Annotated in this window: 19 protein-coding genes, 1 tRNA gene and 3 pseudogenes; 15 read left to right on the plus strand and 8 right to left on the minus strand. The window is 60.7% G+C overall.

Translation table 11 applies throughout. From position 1 onward, the window contains the following. Nucleotides 1-81: 81 nt before the first annotated feature. The 5 genes from AAE029_RS25065 to AAE029_RS25085 form a co-directional block, all read right to left on the minus strand. Entirely contained in the window at nt 82-1,314 is a 1,233-nt protein-coding gene (locus AAE029_RS25065) for a sugar ABC transporter substrate-binding protein (protein WP_371075617.1), read from the minus strand. A 358-nt stretch (nt 1,315-1,672) separates the two neighbouring features. Then, nucleotides 1,673-2,956, minus strand: coding sequence for an extracellular solute-binding protein (locus AAE029_RS25070; RefSeq protein ID WP_371075618.1), 1,284 nt, complete (start codon nt 2,954-2,956; stop codon nt 1,673-1,675). 42 nt (nt 2,957-2,998) lie between these two features. Continuing rightward, nucleotides 2,999-3,826, minus strand: coding sequence for a carbohydrate ABC transporter permease (locus AAE029_RS25075; protein ID WP_371075619.1), 828 nt, complete (start codon nt 3,824-3,826; stop codon nt 2,999-3,001). Continuing rightward, nucleotides 3,826-4,725, minus strand: coding sequence for a carbohydrate ABC transporter permease (locus tag AAE029_RS25080; RefSeq protein ID WP_371075620.1), 900 nt, complete (start codon nt 4,723-4,725; stop codon nt 3,826-3,828). The genes AAE029_RS25075 and AAE029_RS25080 overlap by 1 nt, the downstream gene beginning before the upstream one ends. After that, nucleotides 4,722-5,738 (minus strand): aldo/keto reductase, encoded by a 1,017-nt coding sequence (locus AAE029_RS25085; protein WP_371075655.1) that lies wholly within the window; start codon nt 5,736-5,738, stop codon nt 4,722-4,724. Before AAE029_RS25085 ends, AAE029_RS25080 begins: the two co-directional genes overlap by 4 nt. 457 nt (nt 5,739-6,195) lie before the next feature. Here AAE029_RS25085 and AAE029_RS25090 point away from each other — a divergent pair, with 457 nt between their 5' ends. The 3 genes and pseudogenes from AAE029_RS25090 to AAE029_RS25100 all read left to right on the plus strand — a co-directional run. Further along, complete coding sequence (locus AAE029_RS25090; protein ID WP_371075621.1) at nt 6,196-7,512, plus strand: extracellular solute-binding protein; 1,317 nt, start codon at nt 6,196-6,198, stop codon at nt 7,510-7,512. Nucleotides 7,513-7,604: 92 nt separating this feature from the next. Continuing rightward, nucleotides 7,605-8,582 (plus strand): aldo/keto reductase, encoded by a 978-nt coding sequence (locus AAE029_RS25095; protein WP_371075622.1) that lies wholly within the window; start codon nt 7,605-7,607, stop codon nt 8,580-8,582. Between the two features lie 69 nt (nt 8,583-8,651). After that, a pseudogene (locus tag AAE029_RS25100) lies at nt 8,652-8,828 on the plus strand (LysR family transcriptional regulator); the annotation flags it as partial. Nucleotides 8,829-8,895: 67 nt separating this feature from the next. Here AAE029_RS25100 and AAE029_RS25105 read toward each other — a convergent pair. After that, nucleotides 8,896-9,732 carry an endonuclease/exonuclease/phosphatase family protein gene (locus tag AAE029_RS25105; RefSeq protein ID WP_371075623.1) on the minus strand — a complete coding sequence of 279 codons (837 nt, stop codon included), beginning with the start codon at nt 9,730-9,732 and terminating at the stop codon, nt 8,896-8,898. Nucleotides 9,733-10,082: 350 nt separating this feature from the next. On the opposite strand from AAE029_RS25105, the gene AAE029_RS25110 reads away from it, so the two are divergent. From AAE029_RS25110 to AAE029_RS25135, 6 genes are all read left to right on the plus strand, one after another. Beyond that, a complete protein-coding gene (locus AAE029_RS25110; protein WP_371075624.1) occupies nt 10,083-11,822 on the plus strand; it encodes an ABC transporter substrate-binding protein in 1,740 nt (579 codons plus the stop codon). Between the two features lie 144 nt (nt 11,823-11,966). After that, the gene (locus AAE029_RS25115) at nt 11,967-13,820 is read left to right on the plus strand and encodes an ABC transporter ATP-binding protein (RefSeq protein WP_371075625.1); all 1,854 of its coding nucleotides are present in this window, start codon (nt 11,967-11,969) and stop codon (nt 13,818-13,820) included. Next, entirely contained in the window at nt 13,817-14,782 is a 966-nt protein-coding gene (locus tag AAE029_RS25120; RefSeq protein WP_371075626.1) for an ABC transporter permease, read from the plus strand. The genes AAE029_RS25115 and AAE029_RS25120 overlap by 4 nt, the downstream gene beginning before the upstream one ends. Further along, complete coding sequence (locus AAE029_RS25125) at nt 14,779-15,735, plus strand: ABC transporter permease (protein ID WP_371075627.1); 957 nt, start codon at nt 14,779-14,781, stop codon at nt 15,733-15,735. Before AAE029_RS25120 ends, AAE029_RS25125 begins: the two co-directional genes overlap by 4 nt. Before the next feature lie 29 nt (nt 15,736-15,764). After that, the gene (locus tag AAE029_RS25130) at nt 15,765-17,063 is read left to right on the plus strand and encodes an alpha/beta fold hydrolase (RefSeq protein ID WP_371075656.1); all 1,299 of its coding nucleotides are present in this window, start codon (nt 15,765-15,767) and stop codon (nt 17,061-17,063) included. A 20-nt stretch (nt 17,064-17,083) separates the two neighbouring features. Beyond that, nucleotides 17,084-18,934, plus strand: a complete 1,851-nt coding sequence (locus tag AAE029_RS25135; protein ID WP_371075628.1) for an aminopeptidase P family protein — start codon at nt 17,084-17,086, stop codon at nt 18,932-18,934. Between the two features lie 112 nt (nt 18,935-19,046). Here AAE029_RS25135 and AAE029_RS25140 read toward each other — a convergent pair. Next, nucleotides 19,047-19,395 (minus strand): annotated as a pseudogene (locus AAE029_RS25140) (MFS transporter); the annotation flags it as partial. Between AAE029_RS25140 and AAE029_RS25145 the strand changes: the two are divergent. Together AAE029_RS25145 and AAE029_RS25150 are read left to right on the plus strand one after the other, a co-directional pair. Beyond that, nucleotides 19,395-19,658, plus strand: a pseudogene (locus AAE029_RS25145) (AAA family ATPase); the annotation flags it as partial. The pseudogenes AAE029_RS25140 and AAE029_RS25145 overlap by 1 nt on opposite strands. 450 nt (nt 19,659-20,108) lie before the next feature. After that, nucleotides 20,109-20,750, plus strand: coding sequence for an exopolysaccharide biosynthesis protein (locus AAE029_RS25150; RefSeq protein WP_371075629.1), 642 nt, complete (start codon nt 20,109-20,111; stop codon nt 20,748-20,750). Between the two features lie 6 nt (nt 20,751-20,756). On the opposite strand, the gene AAE029_RS25155 is transcribed toward AAE029_RS25150, so the two are convergent. Continuing rightward, nucleotides 20,757-21,074, minus strand: a complete 318-nt coding sequence (locus AAE029_RS25155; protein WP_371075630.1) for a hypothetical protein — start codon at nt 21,072-21,074, stop codon at nt 20,757-20,759. 118 nt (nt 21,075-21,192) lie between these two features. Here AAE029_RS25155 and AAE029_RS25160 point away from each other — a divergent pair. From AAE029_RS25160 to AAE029_RS25175, 4 genes are all read left to right on the plus strand, one after another. Next, nucleotides 21,193-21,267: transfer RNA gene (locus tag AAE029_RS25160), tRNA-Asn, on the plus strand. 208 nt (nt 21,268-21,475) lie between these two features. After that, a complete protein-coding gene (locus AAE029_RS25165) occupies nt 21,476-21,949 on the plus strand; it encodes a hypothetical protein (protein WP_371075631.1) in 474 nt (157 codons plus the stop codon). A 747-nt stretch (nt 21,950-22,696) separates the two neighbouring features. Continuing rightward, the gene (locus tag AAE029_RS25170) at nt 22,697-22,930 is read left to right on the plus strand and encodes a hypothetical protein (RefSeq protein ID WP_371075632.1); all 234 of its coding nucleotides are present in this window, start codon (nt 22,697-22,699) and stop codon (nt 22,928-22,930) included. Nucleotides 22,931-23,211: 281 nt separating this feature from the next. Continuing rightward, entirely contained in the window at nt 23,212-23,862 is a 651-nt protein-coding gene (locus tag AAE029_RS25175; protein WP_371075633.1) for an SGNH/GDSL hydrolase family protein, read from the plus strand. Nucleotides 23,863-24,179: the final 317 nt, after the last annotated feature.

Genomic DNA, 24,179 nt, shown 5'->3' on the forward strand with positions numbered 1-24,179 from the left:
AAATCATGCGGGAGAACTCAGGCATCCGCACCGGATTGCGGGTACCCTCGATATGCGCGGTACCGTCGATCCATGCGGGCCTCAAAGAGGTGTCTTGGCCAGGATCGGCTGGATTTTCTGGGCAGCTTCCTTGAGCGCCTGATCGGCAGGCTTGGCGCCAGTTATCGCCTCCTGCATCGCCGTCTGGATCGCGCGGGAAATTTCCGGCCATTGCGGATGGGGACCACGCGGGAGGGCGAACTGCATCTGCTCCCGGTAGATCGAGTAAGCCTGTGGCCATTGCGGATCTTGAACGGTCACATCCGTGCGCGGCGCAAGGCGGCCGGTCTTCCAGCCTTCGTTCAGGAACTGCGGATTGGACATGAATTCGATGAAGCTGAAGGCGCCGTCGACCTGCTTGGCTCCCTTGGGGGACACAAATATGTAGCCCCCGAGAGCGGACGCATTGACGTTCTTGTCTTCCTTTACCGGCAGCAGCGTCAGGCGCCAATCGAACTTGGCTTCCTTCTGCATCCGCGGCAACTCCCATGGGCCGCCGAGCACCATGGCGGTGTTGCCTGCCATGAACGTATTGGCGACCTCGTATTGCCGTTGGTTGATCACGTCCTTGGAAGCGATGCCGTCTTTGACCATGTCGGCCCAGAACTGCAGGGCTTTTGCGGCTTCAGGCTGATCGAGCTTGTCGACCGATCCTCCGGCCTGTGTCAGGAACGGCAGCCATTGGAAGACGCCTTCTTCGGCCTGCAGGGCGCAGAAGCCGAAACCGTAGACGCCCTTGGCGGGATCCCGCAGCTTTTCGGCGGCGGCGCGAAGCTCGGACCAGGTCTTCGGTGGCTTGTCGGGGTCCAGGCCCTTGGCGCGGAACATGTCGGCATTGTAGTAGAGCGCCAGAGTATTGGCGTCGCGCGGAACGCCGTAGATCTTGCCCTTCCAAGACCCGGCAGCCCAGGGACCGGGGAAATAGATATCCGGCTTGATGACCTTGGATTTGGCAACCCTGTCGGTCAGGTCGGTCAGCGTTCCCTGCGCCGAGAAGCTCGCGACCACCGGATTGTCGAGCGTTACGAGATCCGGGACCGATCCCGTCGCGGTCGCCTTGATCAGTTCGGTCACGACCTGGGTGCCGGGCACGATGCGGGCTTCAATGCGGTATTCGTTCTGGGATTCGTTGAATGCCTTGATACCGCCGTGAATCATATCTGTTTCGAGATTGAAGACATGCCACAAGGTGACCGTCTTCGGCTCGGCATGGGCAACATTCATGGATAGGCATGTCATGAGAGCCGTGAGGCTCAGAAATGAACGTCTCTTCATTGAATTTCCTCCCGATTGGCGGCACCTTTTGATGCTCGCTCACTTTGAGTATCCGCGGACTGCAATTGACCTCCAATTCGAATTTCCCGCCGCGTGAGTAAAAACGGGTAATTCTGTGCGCCGATCCTCCAATCTTCGATGATCGCATCACGGTCCCCTGAATGGTTCCCCCGGACACACGTTGTCGCCCGGGTTAGGGGGCGGATCATGGTCCTTCGCGGCCGGACGCGTGGGTAAATTCTGGAGACCTGGACCTGCCATCAAGCGTGACGTAGGCCGGCGCCAGTCAGCCCGCCCGCAATGGCCTTCAATTGCCATTGCGAGCGGTCTACCGGCGTCGACGGCGCTTGGGAGGCGACTACTTGAGGTATCCGCGGCGCTTCATGAACTGCGTGGTTTTTGCCTGCAGGTCGGCGACGGCCTGTTCCGGCGTTTTCGTTTTGGCGCAGGCGGCGTTTGCCTCATCGGCCACCATCAGTAGAACCTGCTCGGCTTCCTTGACGGGAATATAGCCAAAAGTCTCGGCCGAGAAGGCTTTCGCGAGGGCAGGGTAGTGGGTGAATTTCGCCCCAAGCTCTGCATCCTGAAGGACAGACAGGCGCGCCGGCGAGGTGCCGACGGCAGCCGTGCGCTGAACGATCGCTTTCGACGTCAGCCAGGCTACGTAGAGCCTTGCGGCCTCCGGATTTTTCGCCTTGGCGTTGACGCCGATCGACGTTCCTCCGAGCAGCGCGCCGCCGGGAGGCATGACCGCGCCGAACTTGCCGGCCACCGTCGACTTGGCGGGATCCGACAGAGCGCCGAGACCGCCGGCCCACATCACCGCATGGGCGGCTTTTCCCTGCTGGAATGAATTCAGCACTTCGTTGTAGTCCCAGGTCAGGTTGCCGGGAGGGCTGATCGGCTGCAGCTGTTCCGCCATGAACTTGACCGCCTTGAGGCTCGCCTGGTTGGCAAGGTCGGGATTGCCGGCCTTGTCGAAGAATTCGCCGCCGAAAGCGTGTTGCAGCAGCGACCACATGACATAGCACTGCGGTGTCTTGCCGGCCGGCAATGCATAGCCATAGACGCCCTCGGACATGGTCTGCTTGCCGCGCGCGACGATGTCTTCCCAGGAGGTCGGACCTTCTTCCGGATCCAGTCCCTTGGCGGCATAGATCGCCTTGTTATACAGCATGAAGGCAACGTCGCCGAGGATCGGCAGACCGACGAGCTTGCCGTCGTGCTTGCCATAGACTTCCAGCACTTTGGGTGAATAGTCGGCAAGGTCCAGCGCCGGAGCGCCCTTCACGTCCTTCTCGAGATTGGTCAGGTCAGCCAGGAAAGGAGCCAGATCGGCTTTCCACTGATAGACGAACAGGCTGACATCGTAGGCATTCGTGCCGCTCGACCAGTCGAGCATCAGCTTGGCGTAGTGATCGCTCGGCGCGATGCGCGTGACGTTCAGCTTGATGCCGGTTGCGTTGGTGAATTCCTCCCCCAATTGCACCGTGGAATCGAATGGAGGACTTGTGCGCGACATGATGTTCAGCGTCGTGCCCGCATAGGTCTTCGGAAGGTCCTGGGCGCGTAGCGGCAGGGCTGCGCCTAGGAATCCGGCGGCTGTCGCCAATGTGAACTGGCGTCGGTTCAGGTTGGTCATGGTCGTGTTCTCCCTTCTATTATTGCTTGTTGATGTTGCTCACTATCCCTTCACCGCGCCCATGGTCAGGCCTCGTACCAGGTATTTCTGCATGACCACGGCGAAGACGACGACCGGTGTCGAAATCATGACGGCGGCGGCGCCGATCGCTCCCCACTGGATGCCGTACTCGTTACGGAAACCAATCACCGCAAGCGGTGCGGTGGCGGCATCGGACTGGGTCAGGGCGAGCGCGAACAGGAATTCGTTCCACGCTGCGATGAAGACAAAGACGCTCGTTGCCACGAGGCCACCCTTCACGAGCGGTAGGACGATGCGCATGAAGACCTGCAGTTCCGAGCAGCCGTCGACGATTGCGGCTTCCCGCAGCTCTGCCGGAATCTCCCGAAAGAAACCGCGCAACAGCCAGATCGCGAAAGGCAGGTTGAACGCGCAGTAGACGATCACCAGGGTCAGTTTTCGGTCCAGTATGCCCACCTTGGCGGCCGCGAGGTAGATCGGGATCAGGATCGCGATCCCCGGCACCATGCGGGCGAGGAGGACAGCGGCGAGAAAAACACCGCTTCGCCTGTTGAGATGCGCCAGGGAATAGGCTGCGGGTGCCGCCAGGCAGACCACGGCGATCGTGGCGGGGATCGAAGTCAGCAGGCTGTTCAGCAGATATTTTTGGAAATTGCTTTCCAGGAAGATCGTGCGGAAGCCATCGAGCGTCGGCGTGAAGACAAACCGCATCGCCAAAGTGTCGATCGGGTTGCGGAAGGCCGTCAGGACCATCCACGTGTAGGGAAACAGATAGACCACGGCGATGACGACCCAAAGGATCGTCATTGCCAGGCGTCGGATTGAGTTGTTGGACTGTCCGGCCACCATCACCGGTCCCTCATCGCTGTCTTGAACAGACGCCAGAGCAAGGGGGAGCTCGCGACGATGACGATGACGACGAAGATCCAGGCGATCGCCGTCGTCCGGCCGATGTCGAAGGCCGAGAAGCCGACTTTGTAGGCGAAGATGGTGATGGTCGTCGTGCGGTCGCCGGGCCCTCCGCCGGTGAGCAGCCAGATCTTGTCGAAGTCGCCCATCGCCGCGATCGCACGAAACGAGGTTGCGATCAGCATGTAAGGAACGAGATGCGGCAGCGTGATGTATCGAAAGAGCTGAATATTGGTCGCGCCGTCGACCTTCGCGGCCTCGACGGCGTTCCGATCCATGGCCTGGAGACCCGCCAGAATAACGAGCATAAAGAACGGCGTCGTCTGCCAGACATCCATGATGATTATGGACGGCAGCGCCATGTCGAGGTTGAGCCAGGATACTTTCGGCAGATGAAGCGCGGTCAGGAAGGTATTGAAGACGCCGCTATCCTCTTCGTAGAGAAGCTTCCAGAAGATGCCGATCACGGAGGGCGTGATGACCATCGGGATAATCATGATGGAGCGGAAGAACGACTGGGCATAGAAGTCGGCATCCAGCAGCAGGGCAAAGATCGTGCCGAGCGTCAGGCCGCAGCAGATCGACACGAGGGCGTAGATGACCGTGACGCGAACCGCCGACCAGAATTCCGGGCTGGACATCACGTCGGTATAATTTTCGAGGTCGATGAAGATGTTCTCACTACCCGGGCTGGTCAGCACCCAGGCGGTGAAACTGGCCCTCAGCGCGAAGAGCATAGGGCCGAAATAGATCAACGTCAGAACGATGGCGGCGGGTAGTAGGAATAGAACCGCAACGCCCCGACCTCTCATGGCAGCCTGGAACGAACTGATATTCATGCGGGGACCGCTCCGGTTCGACCGGTGACCGGGTAGAGCGGGTCTGTATAGCCCGGCGTGGAGCTGTGGCCGGGCGGCACGAGCGCATCGATCAGCGCATCATCTCCATCACCAGGGCCTTCGGCCACTGCGTCGAGGTAGGTCGTCCATTGCTCGAGGGTCCGCGGACCAGCGATGACGGCGGTGATGGTCGGATTTGCAAGTGCCCAGTTCAACGCAAAACCGATGGCGGTGCGCCCTTGCGACAGCGCATGGGTCCGGACCTTCTCGGCGATGGCCAGCGATTCCGGCCGGAACTCGGTCTGCATCATGCGGGTATCGTTGCGGCCAGCCCGCGACGACGGATCGGGCGCCTGCTCGGCGCAGTACTTGCCGGTGAGCACGCCGCGAGCCAGCGGGCTGTAGGATACCACGCCGATGCCGAAATTGGCGCAGGCCGGGAGATATTCGACCTCGGCGACCCGCGTCATGGCATTATAAAGCGGTTGCGCCGCGACTGGGTAGGGGACGCCAAGCGCGTCGCAGGTGCGGATCATTTCGACGATCCGCCATGCGCTGTAGTTGCTGAAACCCCAGTAGCGGATCTTTCCCTGCGTGATGAGGTCGCCGATGGTTCGGATCGTCTCTTGCAGCGGCACGCGCTGGTCGTCCCGATGCAGATAGTACAGATCGATCCAGTCGGTGCTCAACCGCTTCAGGCTTGCATCGGCAGCCTGGATCATCCAGCGGCGGCCGAGGCCGTCGCCATTGGCGATGCCGGGACTGCGCGCGCCACCGACCTTAGTCGCCAGCACCCAATGCGATCGATCCTTGGCGATGGCCTTTCCGAGGATTTCCTCGGAGCGGCCATCTGCATAGCTGTCGGCGGTATCAATAAAATTGACGCCGTGCTCCCGGGAGTATTGAACAATGCGATCCGCTTCGGAATCATCGGTCTGATCGCCGAACATCATCGCGCCGAGACATACCGGGGATACGGTCAGGCCGCTGCGGCCCAGTCGTTTCTGGATCACGAAGTTTCTCCAGAATAGGATGTCGCGCAGCAACAGGCTCCCCTGAACGAGGGCATCATCTGGCTCATAGTCTCTCCTCCCGCAAAGTCCATCGAACTGGCTTCGGGAAGCTAGGGCACTGCCCGAGACCTCACAATCCACATGACCGCCACGGCTGGGTAATATTGAGTAAGGCCGGCGACCGGACCGGAGGGTGGGACGCTGCGGCAACGGGCCAGCCTTCGCTCGTCCGTTCTGCGCAGCAACAAAATGATGCGCTGCGGAATCTTGCGGCGTCGGAATAGAATCCCAAGGGCGCGGCGGCCCGGAAGCAGACAGCCCAGCTACGTCGTTCGGGCCGATGTCTTTACCCAACTTTACTCAAGGCCGCGATCATTGCGCGTTGCGCTCCGTGCGGCATCTATCGCTATCTTCTCGGGAGCCGGGCGAAGAGGACGCCAGGCCTTGGGAGGAGAACATGGAACAGATAACTCGGCGTGGTTTTATCGGCGCGGCCGCTGTCACCGTCGCAAGTCCTTACATACTGCGTTATGCGCATGCACAGGGAACCGCTGCTGAGGAGGTCACGCGGGGGCTGCCGCGGACCTATGCGGGCCGGTCGCTCAGCATTACCTGGGGCTCGACGCCAGCCTATGCGCAGATCAGCGCCTATTGCAGCCGTTTCAGCGAGGCCACCGGGATCGAGCTGAAGTTCGTACCGCTGCAGCAGGCCGACCGCTATCAGAAGATGGTGCTCGACGCGACGAGCAACACCAATAGCTTCGACGTTTCGATCACCGCTTATCAGTGGAAGGACGAGATCGCTCCCTATTTTGTCGATCTCTCCAAGATCGACCAGGAGATCAAGGGCATTCCTCCTCTCGATTTGGCGGATTACCCGCAACGGGCGCTTGATGCTTATTCGCGCGTCGGCGACAGGCTGGTCACGCTGCCGCTGCTTGGCGATGCGTCGCTGCTCGTATGGAACAAAAAGGCGTTTCAGGAAGCGGGATTGCCCGATACGCCGCCAGCGACCTGGGATGCCATCTATAATGGCGGCGCCAAGCTGGTGGGCGGATCGCGCTACGGTTTCAACATGCCGGCCGGCAAGAGCATCCAAACGGCTTGCGTCTGGATTACCCTGTTCCATGCCTATGGCGGCAGCTATTTCGATCAGAAGGGTGCTCCGACCTTCGACAGCGAGGCGGGCGTGAGGGCGACCCGTTTCATGGCGACGCAGCTCGGCAAAGTCAGCCCTCCGGGAAATCTCACCTGGGATTTTCCCGAGATGATCAACAGTGTGGCCAGCGGCCAGTCCGCCCAGGGCTTCATGTGGGGCGGGGGGCTGAGCACTCTGTTCGATCCCGCCAAGTCGTCGGTCGCCATGACGCTCGGTTATTCGCCGACGCCCGAGGCGGTGCTTCTGGGTGGTTGGGGGCTAGGCATCAATGCCAAAGGCCGCAATGTCGATCCCGCAAAGCTCTTTCTCGGCTGGCTGACCAGTGCCGCCGTCTCGCGGCAGATCGCTCTCGTGAGCGGTTCGCCCTGCCGCACATCGACCTTCACCGATCCCGATGTCGTCGCCAAATATCCGGGCGTTCCGGCGATCCTGCAGGGCATGCAGGGAAAGGTGGCGACCTATCCGCCCATCAAGGAAGCGGAACAGCTCAACATCATCATCTATGATCAGGTGAATGCAGCCTGCGCCGGTACCAAGACGCCGGAACAGGCGACCGCCGACATTCAATCCGGCGTTAGCACCTTCATGCGGCGGCGCGGATATCTGAAGGGCTGAGACAGAACGCTCGCGACCAAGACGAAGCGCCGACCCGATACCGGCGGCGCCCGTCAGGCAAGCGCAGCGATTGATTACCGGCGGAGCGACATATGGCAAACGAGACAATTCGACTTTGGACTGGCGTGACGGTTCCCCGGCTCGGCATGGGATGCTGGGCGATCGGCGGCCCATATCATTCGGGCGAAACCGCCTTGAGTTGGGGTAGGGTGGACGACCGGGAGTCGCACGCGGCGATCGAACGCGCGCTGGATCTGGGCATCCGCTTCTTCGATACCGCATCGAGTTACGGCGCCGGGCATTCCGAACAAATCCTGGGAGCGGCCCTGAAGAACCGTTCGGACGTCGTGATCGCCACGAAGTTCGGCAACGTGTTTGATCCGTCTACAAAGCAGGCGCTTGGTGTGAATGCCACGCCAGCCTTCATTCGCGAATCCACCGAGCAATCACTGCGGCGGTTGCAGCGTGATCGTCTTGATCTTCTCCAGTTCCATCTGAACCGCTACTCGGTGGAGGAGTCCTTGGCCGTGTTCGACACGCTCGACGAGCTCGGTCACGAAGGCAAGATTACCGCCTATGGCTGGAGCACCGACGATCCGAAAGGGGCGGAGGTATTTGCCAACCGGCGAGGTTTCGTCGCCGTTCAGCATAATCTCAATGTTCTCGATCCGGCGCCTGAGATGATCGCCCTGGTGGACCGCCTCGGCCTGATATCGATCAATCGTGGACCATTGGCGATGGGGCTGCTGTCCGGCAAGTTCGATCACACCAAGCTACCGGATAACGACGTCCGCAGTTCGGACGCCGTCTGGTTGCGATACTTCAAGGATGGATCGGTTCGCCCCGAATTCCGCCGCAAGCTCGATTCGGTGCGCGAACTCCTACGCTCCGACGGACGAACCCTGGTCCAGGGAGCTCTCGGCTGGATATGGGCGACGTCATCACGCACGCTTCCGATTCCCGGCTTCCGAAACGTTGCCCAGGTGGAAGAAAATGTGGGGGCGCTTGCGAAGGGACCGCTTTCGGCAGCTGTGATGGCGGAGATCAGGACATTGATTGAACCGGACTGAACCGACGTTTGGTGCAGCACTTCGTATGGATCAAAGTGCAAGATTTCGGCAAGCTCCAGAAGCGCGATGGAATGGACGCGCGAGCTGTCGAACCGCGGCTTCGAGCTCAAGAAGGTGAGGGGCGAGGATTTCAAGATTGCGCTCGGGGTTGCCTGAACAAACAAGATTCTACCCCCAACGCGCGACGACATCATCGACATCGCAGGATCGCTGGCATGGCCCGGGAGGGCCACCACGATCGGCTGAGATCGGGAAAGTCCACGCTGCTCGTGGGCAGTGGGCAGTCGGCAATCCCGCTTTCGGCATAAAACGCTCAGGCTTCGAGTCCGACTTCGACATCGACCACGACCCCGAAGTGATCGCTGGCCCAGACGCCGTCAACCGGCGTGTTGAATGCGAGCGTTGCCGATTGAACGAACGCATGCGCCTCGGGATGGGCGTCCCACGAGCCGACGAATACGTAGTCGAAGCGCTTCCGCTGGCAGGGCTGCTTGATGATCTGATTAGCGCCGACAAGCGCATTGGGGTTGTCGATGGCCCAGGTGTAGCCCGGACCATCGCCGGCCACCGCCCAGGCATCATGATAACGGACGCTGCGGCCATCTAGCGATTGCAGACCTGACAAGTAGCGTATGCTCGCGGCATCCGGGGTAGCGTTGAAGTCGCCGGCAATGATGGTTGGCAGGTCGCGGCGATGGCGCGCATCGAGATCGGTGATCGCTATAGCCTGCCGTTCGCGCGCTACCTCAGCGTCGAGCCGCCACGCGGCGGTCGCTCCAATGAAAAGCAGTTCTCCCAATTGGGGCAAGTCGACGACAACAGCCAGCGTCGCCCAGGGAACGTCGCCAGTACCTGCCATGCGCAAGTCGAGCGCCTCAACTGCCCGATGTGGCCATCGGGTCGCGATCGCGCTGCCGCCATAGCGGTCGGAAAACGGGGGACTGAACGTCTGGACATCCGCTTGATGCGTGCAGTGAAGACTCAGACCTTCGAGCATGCGATCGAGCATTCTGACATCCCGCGTCTGGACCACTTCCTGGAATGCAATCAGGTCGGGGTCGATTCGACGCAGTTCGCGGTTGATGATTTCGAGCCGCCGAGCGGCACCTTCAGTATTCCAAACGTTGAGTGTCACAACCCTTATACGCATCGCAAGCTTCCTCCTTCACTGCGCGGAGCAGCATTGGAAAATGGGCTCCTTGATAAGCGCTGATCTGTTTCTCTAACGCATCTTGACACAATCGGCTCCGCACCGGGGCCCTTCGTCTCGTGATCCGCCAGGTCCTGGGTGATGCCACACGACCCTGCCCACAGGGTACCCTGCCCCGGCCTGCAAACTGAGACAGGGTTCGTCACAATGATGAGGTCAGAAATCCTACTTTGTGTTCAGTTTGTCGACAATTCTATTGACACCTGAGGCTGTATCGGCAAAATTCTGCTCAATCGTGTCGCCACCTCATCGAGAGCGCCGATCAATTCCAATAATTAGGGAACAGATTCATGGCCTACCGTCGGAAGACAACAGCATTGCCTTTTGCTCTCATCTTGTTGGCGACCTCATCGACACTGTCTCTGGCGGCCGAGCCGCAGACCGGCGGAGTTCTGAGGATCGTCGGCACGGCCGATCTCGATCACTTCGACCCCACGTCGGCAGCGTTGGTCACGACCAACAACTTTCTGCGTGCCGTGAGCCGTCAGCTCGTAAGCTATGAAGCGTCCACCGACGAGAATGTCCGCATCGAGCCCAAGGGCGATCTTGCGACCGAAGTGGCCCAACCGACCGATGGTGGCCTGACCTACACCTTCACGCTGCGCGACGGGGTGACCTGGAATACGCCGTCCGGTGCCCGGGCGGTCGTCGCCCAGGATTTCGAGCGCGGTGTGAAGCGCATGTGCAATCCTGCTCTCGGCTCCGCCGCGCTGACCTACTATGTCGACCTGATCAAGGGCATGCGCGCATTCTGCGACGGTTTTGCGAAGGTCGCCCCCACCGTCGAGGCGATGAAGGCCTATATCGAAGGCAATGACATTGCTGGCATAGAGACCCCCGACGACAAGACGATCGTCATCCGCCTGACCGAAAGCGCTGGCGACTTCGTCTACATGCTGTCGCTGCCGACGGCGGCGCCGGCGCCGGTGGAAGTGCTGGACTACATGCCCGACGGCCCGGAATACCGTTCGAACTTCATCTCCAGCGGTCCCTACACCGTTGCCGAATACGTGCCGGACAGCCGCTTGCAGCTCGTGCGCAACCCGGCCTGGAAGGCGGAGTCTGATCCGTTGCGCAAGGCCTATGTCGATGAAATCGAGATCACATTCGGCATTCAGCCGGACGCCGCAATCCAGCAGTTGCAGGCCGGCGACGGCGACATGACCTACGACATCATCATCCCCCCGGCGACGCTGCACATGCTGAGTACCGGCGGCGACGAGAAGCTGATGACGATGTCGGTCGGCCGTACGTCGTTCATCTTCATCAATACGGTTTCCGACAACAATAAGGGGGCACTGAAGGACCTGCGCGTGCGCCAGGCGCTCCAGTATGCGATCGACAAGGCCGCCATCGTCCAGCAGTGGGGTGGCGCCGCCGCCGCGCAGCCGCAAAACGGCATCTTCGGCCCCGGCGTGCTCGGCTATCACGAATTCGATCTCTACCCGTCCGAAGGCGCCAAGGGCGATCCGGCAAAAGCCAAGGCGCTTCTTGCAGAGGCCGGTTTCCCGAACGGCATCAAGCTCAAGATGCCCTTCCGCAACCAGAACGCCGAGCCCGCCATCGCCCAGACGATCCAGGCCAGCCTGAAGAAGGCCGGCATCGACATCGAGCTCATTCCGGTCGCGCCGTCCGATTACTATTCGAAGTTCATGACCAATCCCCGCAATACGAAGGAAGGAAACTGGGACATCGCTCCGGTCGGCTGGTCGCCGGACTGGGTCGGCGGTGCGGCACGCTCGGTCTTCCAGCCGCAGTTCACCTTCAACGGCACGCACCAGACCTATAATTACACCGACTACAATAACGCCGAGGCCAACAAGATCGCCCAGCAGGCGATCAATGCCACCACCTCGGCCGATGCCGGCAAGCTCTGGGCTCAGGTCGACGAACTGGTGATGAAGGATGCTCCCGTCGTGCCCTACGTTTCCGAAAAGATCATTCTCTATCGCGGCGAAGCCGTCCAGAACTTCCAGCCATACGCGCTCGGCGCCCAGGGTGACTGGACCAACGTCTGGCTCGACCGCTGAACATCATCGTGCTGCCTCGCCGGCAGCGTTCGTCGAAACCGCAGATCAGACGCGAGCGATCGCGTCTGATCTGTCATATCGAACTTTCCTTTCCGCAAGACCGGCCGCCGACTGCAGGCCATGCCGGCTCCGAGGGAGTGGTCAATGCCAATACTTCAAGCGTGTAACCTTACCATTCGCATCCCGACGGAGGATGGTGTCGTACAGGCTGCCCGCAATGTGTCGTTTGCGGTGGGAGAAGGGGAGTTCTTCGGCATCGCCGGGGAGTCCGGCTCCGGCAAGAGCGTGCTGACGCAGGCGGTCATGGGCCTGCTGCCGAATGCCGAGATCACCGGCGAAGTGCTTTTTCAGGGCGCCAATCTGCTCGACCTCAGCCCGGGCGAGATGCGCAAGGTGCGCGGCGCCAGGATCGGCATGATCTTCCAGGACCCGCTTTCCAGCCTGCATCCCTATTATACGATCGGCGCCCAGATCACCGAGATGATCCATGCCCATGAGCGCGTGTCGCGCGACGAGGCGAAACGGCGGGCGATCGAACTTCTGGAACGGGTCGGCATTCCGAGTGCGGCGTCCCGTTTCGACAGCTATCCGCATCAGTTTTCCGGCGGCATGCGCCAGCGCGTGATGATCGCCATGGCGCTGGTGCTCAATCCGCCGCTCGTCATTGCTGATGAGCCGACGACGGCGCTCGACGTCACCGTGCAGCAGCAGATCATCGACCTGATCAACGAGATGCGCCGCGAACGCGGCACCACGGTCATCATGATCACCCATGACCTCGGGCTTTTGTCGAGCGTCGCGGACCATGTCATGGTCATGTACGCCGGCAACCGCATGGAGATCGGCAGGAGCGAAGCGCTGTTTACCGCGCCGGCTCATCCCTATACGGCGGGCCTGCTCAACTCGTCTCCGGCGAACTATACGCCCGGAGCCGAGCTTGTGCCGATCCCCGGACGCCCGCCGAGCCTCATCCATCTGCCGCGCGGCTGTGTTTTCCGCACCCGTTGCCAGCATGCGGCCGCCCAATGCGCCAATCCGCCGCCGCTGCGGATTTTCGAGGAGGGGACGCAGAGCCTCTGTTGGCTGGAAGCCGTTCCGGCGGCGAAGCCCGCGGCCAAGACCGCTCCGGTGTCCGCGGCGACCGGGGCGGCGAAGGGGCCGGCCCGTGTCGTGGAGGCGCGCGATGTGCGGCTCAGCTACAGTCTCGGAGGCATCTTCGGCGGCGCAAGAACGCTCGACGTGCTGAAGGGTATCGATCTCGATCTCTACAAGGGCGAGACGCTCGGTCTTGTCGGCGAATCCGGCTGCGGCAAGTCGACGTTCGCGCGTGTGCTGGCGGGGCTCATCTCGGCGACCGGCGGTTCGGTGCGTTTCGAAGGGAGGGCTCTCGAAAGCCTTTCCGGCCGCGAGTGGCGGGAGATGCGCAAGCGCGTCCAGCTCGTCTTCCAGGACCCGTTCGGTTCCCTCAATCCGCGAAGGCGGGTGAGTTCCATCATCGGCGAGCCGTTGCGCATCCACAATGTCTGTTCCGGCGAGGCGCGCAAGCGCGCCGTGCAGGGCCTCATGGAACGGGTCGGCCTCAACCCCGAACACTACAATCGTTTCCCGGCCGAGTTTTCCGGCGGCCAGCGCCAGCGCATCGGCATCGCCCGGGCTTTGGCGCTCAATCCGGAACTCATCATCTTCGATGAGCCGGTCTCGGCGCTCGACGTTTCCATCCAGGCGCAGGTCCTCAACCTGATGCGCGAGCTGCAGCGGGAGCTGAAGCTCACCTACCTTTTCATCTCCCACGACCTCGCCGTCGTGCGCCATGTCTGCGACCGCATCGCCGTGATGAACAAGGGCCGGATCGTCGAGCTGGCCGATGCGGAGACGATCTACACCAACGCCAGTGACCCCTATACGCGTGAACTGATCGCGGCCTCGTTCCATGAGCCGCGCAAGGGGGCGTCATCTGCCCGGCGCCTGGTGGACACCATTCCGGGAGAAGTTGTGTGACGGTAGAAATCCAGGAAGAAGAGGCGCGCGCCGTCGTGCAGCGCAGCCCGTGGGAACTGACCCTGCGGCGGTTCATTCGGGACAAGGCAAGCGTGGCGGCGTTCGTCTTCATCCTGCTGCTGGTGGTGTTTGCGGCATGCGCACCGCTGATCGAGGCCGCGATCGGGCATTCGCCCATCGAGCAGTATCGCGAAACCGGCCTGAGCGACATGGGCCTGCCGGTCGCGCCGGACGGCGAATTCCTGCTGGGGACTGATCATCTCGGGCGCGATGTTCTCGTCCGGCTCGCCTATGGCGCCCGCGTGTCGCTGCTTGTCGGCGTGCTCGCCTCGCTTGCCGCAGCCTTCGTCGGCCTGACGGTCGGCATGCTTGCCGGCTATGTCGGAGGTGCAACCGACATGGTGCTGAGCCGCATCATGGATCTGGTCATGAGCGTGCCCTTCCTGCTCTGCGCGCTGGCGCTGGTGTCGGTCTTCGGCCCGAGCCTGGGCTTGAGCGTCGGCGTCATCGTCTTCTTTAGCTGGACGACGATGGGGCGTGTCATCCGCGCCGAGGTGAATTCTTTGCGCCGGCGCGAGTTCGTTGCGGCAAGCCGGTCGCTGGGCGCCGGGCCGGTCTCCATCATGGTCCGTGACATTCTGCCCAATCTCAGCGTGCCGATCATCGTCTACACGACCATGATGATCCCGAGTTCCGTGGTGTTCGAAGCGACGCTTTCCTTCCTCGGGCTCGGCATCGTGCCGCCGACCCCGAGCTGGGGCGGCATGCTGGCGGATGCCGCCGCCAACTCCATCTACCTCGTCGCCTGGTGGCTGGTCATCTTTCCGGGCGCAGCACTCCTCCTGACGACGCTCGCCTTCAACATACTCGGCGACGGCCTGCGCGATGCGCTCGATCCCCGAGCGCGGCCGGTCCGGATGAGCCGGTTCCGCAAGGCGGGCAGAAAGGGGGGCCGCGCATGATCGGTTTCCTCGCAAAGCGGTTTCTCTTTTCGGCTTTCGTGCTTTTCGCCCTCAGCCTGTTCGTCTTCTTCCTGTTCTTCGTGGCGCCGGGCGATCCCGCCCGCGTGATTGCCGGCGAGAAGGCGACCGAGGCGCAACTGGTGCAGATCCGTATCAATCTCGGCCTCGACCGGCCCATGCACGAGCAGTACGTGAAGTTCGTCGGCAAGGCCCTGCAGGGCGATCTCGGCTTCTCCTACCGCAACCAGCAGCCGGTGACGAAGCTCATCGCCAACCGCATCCCGGCAACCGTTTCGCTTGTCATCGGCGGTGTCGTCTTCTGGCTGCTGATCGGCATCCCGATCGGCATCATGTCCGCCCGCCATCCGGGCGGGTTCAGGGACAGGCTGGGGCAGGGTTTCATCCTGATCGGGTTGAGTTTTCCGACCTTCGTGCTCGGCATGCTCTCGCTCTACGTCTTCTATTTCCTTCCCAAGCAGGCCGGTTTCACCCTGTTTCCGGCCGGCGGCTACAAGCCGTTCCTCAGGGATCCTCTCGTTTGGGCGTGGCATCTTTTCCTGCCCTGGATGACGCTCGCGCTGGTCACAGCGGCCGTCTATGCGCGGCTGACGCGTGGCAACCTGCTCGAGGTTATGGGTGAGGACTACATCCGGACGGCCCGTTCAAAGGGGCTGTCCGAGACCACGGTGGTCTTCCGGCATGGCCTGCGCAGCACGCTCACGCCGCTTGTCACGCAGCTCGGCGCCGATATCGCCATCCTGCTCGGGGGCGCTATCGTCATCGAGCAGATCTACGGCCTTCAGGGCGTCGGAGCGCTTGCCGTTCAGGCGGTGAAAAACCAGGACAGGCCGATCATCATCGGCGTGGTGCTGCTTGGCGGCCTGTTCATCGTTCTGATGAACATCGTCGTCGATCTTCTCTATGCGGTGCTCGACCCAAGGGTCAGACAGTAAGGGTCAGACAGTAAAGGATAAAAATCATGGTGGTTTCCGAATACATTATTCCGGGCATGTTCATTCGCGATCATCTGGTGCCGGTTCCGCTCGACTGGGCAAAACCGGACGGTGAGACGATCGAGGTCTTTGCGCGTGAAGTCTGCGATCCGGTTCGCAAGAATGAGAAACTGCAGCTGCTCGCCTTCCTTCAAGGCGGGCCGGGCGGCAAGTCGCCGCGTCCGGCGAATGGCGGGCCCCCCTGGCTGACGGAAGCGATCAAGACCCACCGCGTGGTGCTGCTCGATCAGCGCGGCACCGGGCGCAGTTCGCGGATCGAAAGCACCACCATGGAGCGTTTCGGCAGCGATGGACAGGCGGCGGCCGATTATCTCGCCTGCTTCCGCGCCGACAGCATCGTTGCTGACTTCGAACATATCCGGAAGACCGTTTTTGAGGGGCGGCGCTGGGAAACGCTCGGCCAGAGCTATGGCGGGTTCCTGACGCTCACCTATCTTTCCAAAGCGCCGGAAGGCCTGTCCGCCTGCTATGTCACCGGCGGGCTCGCCGGCCTCGATGCCACTGCGGAGGACATTTATCGCCGCACCTATCCGCGCGTGGCGGCAAAGACGAAGCGTTATTACGAACGCTATCCCGAGGACCGTCAGCGCGTCGGCCGCATCGCGGACTTCCTTGCCGCCAACGATGTCCGTCTGCCCGATGGCGACCGGCTTTCGGTTCGCCGCTTCCAGACCCTCGGCATCGATTTCGGCATGGCGCCGGGCTTTGAAAATATCCACTGGATGGTCGACGAAGCCTTCTCCTCCGCCGGTGAGCACAGGCTTTCCGATCTCTTCCTCGCGTCGGTCATGAATGCCACGTCCTATGACGGCAATCCGCTTTTCGTGGTGCTGCAGGAGAGCATTTATGGGCAGGGGCGCGGTACGACCAATTGGGCGGCGGAGCGCGTCCGGGCCGAATTCCCGCAATTTGCCGAAACACAGCGGCCGCTGACCTTCAGCGGCGAGATGATGTTTTCCTGGATGTTCGACGAGATCCGGTCGCTGCGGCCCTTCCGCGCCGGCGCCCTGGCGCTCGCCGCGCGGGAGGAATACAGCCACCTGTACGATCCGGCGCGTCTCACGTCGAACGAGGTTCCGGTGGCCGCGGCAGTCTATTTCGACGACATGTATGTGGATGCGGGGCTCTCGCTCGATACCGCTTCGCGGGTCGGCAATCTCGAAAGCTGGGTCACCAACGAGTTCGAGCATGACGGCGTGCGTCAGTCGCCGCGCGTCTTCCGCCGGCTGGTGGACATGGTGAAGGAGCGGGGCGGCCCGCGCTCCTGATGTATTCAACGGAGGCTTCCATGAGCCAATCCCTGTCCATCCAGGCCCTGTCCGTCCGGGCCCTGTCCATCCAGGAGCGTCTGGCCGCGCTGCGCGGAGAGCTTGCAGGCCGCGGCTACGACGGTTTTGTCGTGCCCCGCGCCGACGCCCACCAGAGCGAGGTCGCGGCACCGCGTGACAATTGCCTCGCCTTCATTACCGGCTTCACGGGTTCTGCCGGCCTCGCGCTCGTCCTTGCCGACAAGGCGCTGATCTTCGTCGACGGCCGTTATGAGATCCAGGTGCGGCGAGAGGTCGATGAGGCGCTTTTCGAAATCCGGCATCTGCACAATCAGCCGATCGACCGCTGGATGCGGGAGAATGGCTTTGCCGGCATGCGTATCGCCTTCGATCCGATGCTGATCAACAGCGAGCTCTACGACCGGATGGCCCAGGCGATGGCATCGGTCGGCGGCGCTCTCGTGCCTGATGATGCCGATCTCTTCGACCGGGTCTGGAAAGACAGGCCGCAAGGGCCGCTCGGACCGGTGCGCGCCATGCCCGTTTCCGTTGCCGGCGAAAGCTCCGACGACAAGAGGAAGCGCGCCGGAGAGGCCGTGCGGCAGGCCGGCGCTGTGGCGCTTGCGGAAAATCTGCCTGATAACATCGCCTGGCTGCTCAACGTGCGCGGTTCCGACGTTCCGATGAACCCAGTGCCACATTCCTATCTGCTCTTGGAAGCGGATGGCCGCGCCGAGTGGTTTGTCGATCGCCGCAAGCTCGGCAACGACCTCGGGCATTTCGAACTGGATGGCGTGCAGCTCAGCCCGCCCTCGTCTTTCCTTGCCCGGGTGACGGAGATTGCAGGCAAGGGACCAGTCATGGCCGATCCGCAGTTCGCGCCGGTCTCCGTCCGGCTTGCGGTCGATGCCGGCGACGGCAGTCTGGTATCCAAGCCGAGCCCATTGACCCTGCTTAAGGCGAAGAAGAACGCCGCGGAGCTGGAAGGCTACAGGCGCTGCCACGTCGAGGATGGCGCCGCGCTGACGGATTTCCTGGCCTGGGTGCTCCGGGAAGGCAGGCGGCGGGAGGCAACGGCGGCACCCCTGACCGAGGTGGAGGCGGAAGCGAGGCTTCTGGATTTCCGCAGCCGCCGCAAGGGCTTTCTCGAAGAGGGCTTCCGCTCGATTTCGGCTTCCGGTGTGAACGCGGCGCTCTGCCATTATAATGCCTCGGAGGCGACCAATGCCGTGATCGACAGCCGCCTGCCCTATCTCATCGATTCCGGCGGGCAATATGTCGACGGCACGACAGACGTTACCCGCACCCTGTTCCTCGGCCCGGTCACGCCCGATGTCCGCCGCACCTATACGGCAGTTCTGAAGGGCTTCCTGTCATTGATCATGGCGCAGATGCCGGTCGGCACCCAGGGCCACCAGCTCGACGCCTTCGCGCGCCGGCCGCTCTGGGACCTGGGGCTCGACTACGATCACGGCACCGGCCACGGCGTCGGCCACAATATGCTGGTACATGAATATCCGCACCGTTTCGCCAAGCTGGCCAATCCCTACGGCCTCGAGCCCGGCAATATCATGACGATCGAGCCGGGCTACTACGAAGCCGGCCAATATGGCCTCAGGATCGAGAACCAGGTCGAGGTGGTGGCCTCCGCTCCGGGGTTCTGCCGCTTTGCCTCGCTGACGCTCGCGCCGATCGATCTTTCGGCGGCGGACCTCTCGGAGCTCAGCCGGAGCGAAGTCGCTTTCCTCGACGCCTATCACCAGCGGGTGAGAGAGGTGCTCATGCCGCTCATTCTGGAGGAAACGCGTCCCTTCCTTATCGATCAGACTGAGAGCATTGCGGGGAGGGTCAGGAGCGCCGCGAAAGTGTAGCCGGGCGTTTCGTCCGGCGCCGCAGCGATCCTCCACGCGCCGCGCAACACAATTCAGAACGCAATTGCTCGGCCCCTGACTATAGGCCGCGAGCAGGGATTTTCGGTCTGCCAGTCAGGTTAAGACGGCTTGCAGCGGTTTCCGGTTTTCCGAGGACGGCCACGTAGGGATTGGCCGCCACTTGAAGAACCGTCACGCCACTAGCGAGCACGAACAGCGCTCCGAGGAAGATCGCGTAGACACGGTAGGTGGCCGCCGGAATGAAAAGCGCGCATCCGGCAGCCGCCGCGGCAAGCCCGGTTACAATTCCCCATTTGTATGAAATTGCGCTTAACCAGCGCGCCTGCGGGCAGCGAGATGATCGAGTATGCGCCGAAAAAGCAAAGCTGGATCAGCATCGACTCGGTGAAGTTGAGCTGGAACACGCTCTTCAAATGCGGGATCAGGATGTCGTTCAGGCATGGGCAGCCGATACGGCGATTCCGAGGAACGGCTGAGGCAGGTCTTCCAAGAAGCCTCGCAGAATGCTCCCTCCATCATCTTCATCGACGAGATCGCCTCCATCGCGCCGAAGCGTGAACAGGTCACCGGGGAGGTCGAGCGGCGTATAGTTGTGCACCTCTTGACCTTGTTGGACGGGCTGGAGTCCCGGCAGAATATTGTCGTCATCGGTGCGACCAACAGGCGCGATGCGATCGACGAAGCGCTCCGGCGTCCCGGACGTGCGCCCCCGCAACCAATCTTCCCGCTCTCAATGTAGCCCGGTAGCTCGGCATGATCAGAACCTGAAAGGTGCTCGCGCAGCGATAAACACGCCGGTGGACTTTTTAAACCCTGAACAGGGCGAAAACGCATTTCTGAAAAGTCCAGATTTCCCTGGAAAATCAATGCCGCAAAAAACGGGGAAAGTAGCCTGTTTCTGACGAGTTTTTCAGGAACACCTTAAAATAATTGGATTTACTGTGGATTTGCAGTCCTCTGTGTCACCACTCGGCCACGAGGCCTCACGCGCTGATAATCAAGCGATGGCGGGCATTTAGAATCAATATTGAATCGGTGCAGGCCTTTTCATTCCGAACCTGATCCTTTTTCACGCCTGCACATTTGATTTCGCTTCCGCAAAATCCCATAAACAGCGTACCCCGCCCTGACACGACGACGGAGATGGCTGCTGATGAAGGATTCTTTCGAATTTCGTGATACTTCGACAAGCATGAGCGACACGCTTCGTGCCTCGATTGCGGCAATCGGCGGAAATTCGATTACGCTCAGGCAGTTGATGACAATTATCGGAGAGCAGGGATTGTTACTGCTCTGTGCTTTGCTCAGCCTGCCTTTCCTGGTGCCCGTCTCCATTCCCGGAGTGAGCACGGTATTCGGCGCGGCGATCATTCTCATAAGCCTGGCGATCACGCTCAATCGGCTGCCCTGGTTTCCGGGGCGCATCCTCGACCGGGAACTCGAGACCGGGCGGCTGTTGCCGGTGCTAGAGAAGGGGGTTTCGATCATTTCGCGGATTGATCGCTATGTGCGGCCAAGATTGTTGGTTTTCACGTCTGGCCTGCTCGTCAACCGCTTCAACGGTGCTGCCTTGATGATTGGCGGGATATTGCTGATGTTCCCTCTAAGCTTCATCCCACTTTCCAACACCTTTCCCGCGGTCGCCATTCTATCTCTGGCGATCGGCTGCATTCAACGCGATGGATTGCTGGTGATCGGCGGCTATGTCTTCCTGATCGTCACGACGGCTTATTTTGGAGCGCTCCTCTATGCCGCGGTCAGTGCCGGCCAGAGCCTTTCCACGCTGGTAAGCTGACGCCGTTCATTCCGAGGGGCGGCGTCGCTTCGTCCACCAGACAGCCGTACGCCGACGCAGGCGTCGGGCTATGTGCATGTCGTGGGAGAGAACCAGCACGCCGAGGGGCAGCATCCAGAAGCCCAGAATCGGCAGGAAACCCAGCACGCCGCCGAAGATGAGCCCGGTTCCGATCCCCATGCGGGCGATGCGTGATCGAGGCATGCGGACCCGCGCCGTACCGAGCACGAGATGGCCGGTGCCGTGGTCGATACCGAATTTCGTAGCCTTGGCGGAATCGCGCTCTTTGGCGCCATTTGCGCCTGCTTCGGTCTGATCTGTCATGTCAAGGAGATGGGGGCGACTGTAATTATTGCAAGAACAATGTTATTTTTTCAAAAAAATCGCTTGGCAAATCGGGCAAGCATTTGTATTAGCCCACTCACGCCGCGCCAAGCGGTGATCCCTGGTAGCTCAGCGGTAGAGCATTCGACTGTTAATCGACAGGTCGCCGGTTCGAATCCGGCCCGGGGAGCCAATTTTTTTTTCAGCTAAGTTGCTGATTTTATTAAAGGAGTCGGTTCTTAAATGAACCGGCTCCTAATTTTATTCCTAATCCTGTTTCCCGTTAAATTATTGAATTCGTTAGTTGGCTCTGCGTGGGAGCCAACAACCGCGAGACCCAGCACTGGACTTTAGCCACTCCTAAAACCCAATTTTGTTGCGTTGCCAACAGTCCCTCGTCCATGGATCGAAGAAATTTTCGCATCTATGCACCTACACTTGCGGAGGCTGCTGCTGCGGCTGGCGAAGCCGCAAAGAATGCGGCCGAGATTGCGGCTGGATCGCTACTGTTCCGCTTATACCCGCCAGTTGAGGATGCCGAGGGCGCTACCATTGACGCCTCGGCATCATATCTCGCTATCGCAGAGTTCTCGCCGCAGCCACGGTTCTACGAACGGTTTGCGTCAGATCCAGGCAGCGGCGATCGTTTCCAGTCTGCCGACGGTGGCTGGTGGCAGGGCTTGCCGCTTCCACCGACTGCATTGGACTTCGCAAATGCCGTGGCGAGGTCGGCGAATGCGACGCTCGGCGCGGGCGACATGGATCAGGTCCATATCTGGGCGAATATAACCATTACGGGTTCTTCTACGGCGTTCTCCTTGGTCATACCTCGCAAAGGCTTTTATACCCTGAATTTCACAGCGGGATTGTCGTGAACAACGACTCCGACGTCCAATCGCATCACATGCAATACTGCGAGCGGGATCGAGAACTCTTGGGGAGGGACGCAGCAGGGCTCTGGCTCTAATGCCATCTTGCACGACGAAGAGACACGGAACTTCTCAAAGGGCCACCTGTTGTCCCCTCTGGCTGCGTCTGTAGGTGGAACGTCTGTCATCGTGGATCGAGTAACCCTCGGCGCTCCAAGATTTACGATGGTGGAGTCTCCGCAATGGTAGCGGTCCTTGTCAGGCCACTGCCGTTTGCCGGCTTTTATGCTCCTTCTGATGGCTTTCCGACTCCGGCTTCACCAACTTGATTTTGCCGAATGATCCCCGCGGACAAGTGAGCGATTATGCTTCAATCTCAGAGCAATCTGAGAGAAGATTGCGCTTTCTGCGGCCAATAGTGGACGCGAATGGTTATCAGCACTGCTCCCCAGGGTCGCGCTATCGTCTGCAAACTGATGCGACCCAGATCACCTTCAATGTCGCATATAACAGTCTTGTTAGCCGATATGACTCCGCCCGCAGTTATACGGCCACCATCCTTGTTAATGGTGCTGTTCACGCATCATTCGATACCCGTGACGGATCATATGTGCTCAATCTTGCCGGTGCCACCAGCCGCTTGATCGAGCTGGTTTGGCCTGATGGCGACGGCATGGAACTGCTTAGTGTGACCGTAAATGCCGGAGCGACATTCGGTTCGCCGGCCGCGCGTCCGTCTGGAATACTGGCGACATGCGAGACAGTATCACTCACGGCTTCAGCACGACGAAGACCACCGACAGTTGGTCCTATAAGCTCAGCGTGCTCAAGGGCAGGAGAGTCCTGAACCTCGCGAACGAAGGCGCCCAGGCGATTGCAGCAGACGGAAATGCGCTGGCTGGAACCGGCGCCGATCGCGTCACCTATCTGATAGGATACAACAACTTCGTTGCGCAGACCGCACTCGCAACGTCCAAGCTGCGGTAGAGGGCTGGATCAACAATGCGGAGGCTGCGCTACCCTCCGCGAAGATCAGCCCTGTTTATAGCCCAAACACAAATACCATCACGCTGGCGCAGTATCGAACTGCGGTCGCCGCCGCAGTGACAGCGGCTGGCGGAGCGAATGTCACTTACGTGAATGGCTTGTCGCTCATGACCAACAGCAATGACCGACTAAATGCCGATCTCATCCATCCGAACGATCTCGGAGCTGACGAGATCGCGACCAATCTTGCGGCAATAGTTGCGGCCTGATAGTCGCAGGGAATGTGGATCTTTCGCACGCTCCTGATCGCCTGCTGCCTGATTGGATCGGCCGCATTTGCGGGCCAATACAATCAGTCATTCAAAAACAGGGCATTGGCAATCTCCATTCAGGCGTGGGGATTGCCGCCTGGCGGGGTTGTGCTTTTTGGAGATAGCAATACCGAGATTTTCCGGTCCAGCGAAGTTGGTGGATGCCAAATACTAAATGCTGGGTTCGCCGGAGCAAGGATCTCTGATTTAGCAGAGAGGGCCTCGTGGTTGGCTAATCTTGCTAAGCCTTCTATCGTACATGTGATGGTGGGAACCAATAATATGAGAACGCCTGCGGGTTCAGACGAGTCTGACCTGCGGCGGATTGCCAAGTCGTTCCCAAATGCGAGGGTGGTGCTGTGGGCGGTGCCTCCGATCGGCCCACAGTTCTCGACCACTTTCGAGCGAGATCGCATCAATAGCCTCATCAGCCACGTTGCAGCAGAATGCGGAGCGCTTTTCGTTGGCGATTGGGCTGCCGGAATGATCGGAGACGATGGATACGCAAAGGCAGGATGGCTTGTCGGGGATGATGTGCACCTCACAATGAATGGTCAGAGCGCGCGCGCCGAACGAATTGGAAAGTTGGATCGAGAACAAGGCGCTGCTTGCGCCACATGACCGAGCAGATAGTGTCAACCAGGCGCCGTGATTACTCCTTTGGTAGCCAGCTACGCGCATCTGCAATCCGTGACAAGGTTGTCCTCGCGACGTTTTCCAACGACGGTTTCAGATGCGCTGCAGTTACGCCCTCGCGATGCAGGAGGCGTCGAAGTTGACCGCACTCCTCAGATGGTAGCCTGATTTGCTGCAATATCGTGCGTTCGACTGAGGCATGATAGTCCTGCAGACTGTAAATTGTGCCATTATGCGGGTGGTCGAAGCCCCAGCTCGAGTGCAGCGCGAACATGCCCTTCTGAGCTTGCATGAACGGATTA

Source organism: Sinorhizobium sp. CB7 (genome assembly GCF_041357635.1).
Classification (GTDB): domain Bacteria; phylum Pseudomonadota; class Alphaproteobacteria; order Rhizobiales; family Rhizobiaceae; genus Rhizobium.

Coding starts and splice junctions, on each gene's coding strand:
- AAE029_RS25095 (WP_371075622.1), top strand. CDS start 7,605: ATGGCAAACGAGACAATTCGACTTTGGACTGGCGTGACGGTTCCCCGG.
- AAE029_RS25115 (WP_371075625.1), top strand. CDS start 11,967: ATGCCAATACTTCAAGCGTGTAACCTTACCATTCGCATCCCGACGGAG.
- AAE029_RS25125 (WP_371075627.1), top strand. CDS start 14,779: ATGATCGGTTTCCTCGCAAAGCGGTTTCTCTTTTCGGCTTTCGTGCTT.
- AAE029_RS25090 (WP_371075621.1), top strand. CDS start 6,196: ATGGAACAGATAACTCGGCGTGGTTTTATCGGCGCGGCCGCTGTCACC.
- AAE029_RS25075 (WP_371075619.1), bottom strand. CDS start 3,826: ATGGTGGCCGGACAGTCCAACAACTCAATCCGACGCCTGGCAATGACG.
- AAE029_RS25110 (WP_371075624.1), top strand. CDS start 10,083: ATGGCCTACCGTCGGAAGACAACAGCATTGCCTTTTGCTCTCATCTTG.
- AAE029_RS25070 (WP_371075618.1), bottom strand. CDS start 2,956: ATGACCAACCTGAACCGACGCCAGTTCACATTGGCGACAGCCGCCGGA.
- AAE029_RS25170 (WP_371075632.1), top strand. CDS start 22,697: ATGCGAGACAGTATCACTCACGGCTTCAGCACGACGAAGACCACCGAC.
- AAE029_RS25080 (WP_371075620.1), bottom strand. CDS start 4,725: ATGAATATCAGTTCGTTCCAGGCTGCCATGAGAGGTCGGGGCGTTGCG.
- AAE029_RS25155 (WP_371075630.1), bottom strand. CDS start 21,074: ATGACAGATCAGACCGAAGCAGGCGCAAATGGCGCCAAAGAGCGCGAT.
- AAE029_RS25135 (WP_371075628.1), top strand. CDS start 17,084: ATGAGCCAATCCCTGTCCATCCAGGCCCTGTCCGTCCGGGCCCTGTCC.
- AAE029_RS25105 (WP_371075623.1), bottom strand. CDS start 9,732: ATGCGTATAAGGGTTGTGACACTCAACGTTTGGAATACTGAAGGTGCC.
- AAE029_RS25150 (WP_371075629.1), top strand. CDS start 20,109: ATGAAGGATTCTTTCGAATTTCGTGATACTTCGACAAGCATGAGCGAC.
- AAE029_RS25065 (WP_371075617.1), bottom strand. CDS start 1,314: ATGAAGAGACGTTCATTTCTGAGCCTCACGGCTCTCATGACATGCCTA.
- AAE029_RS25175 (WP_371075633.1), top strand. CDS start 23,212: ATGTGGATCTTTCGCACGCTCCTGATCGCCTGCTGCCTGATTGGATCG.
- AAE029_RS25165 (WP_371075631.1), top strand. CDS start 21,476: ATGGATCGAAGAAATTTTCGCATCTATGCACCTACACTTGCGGAGGCT.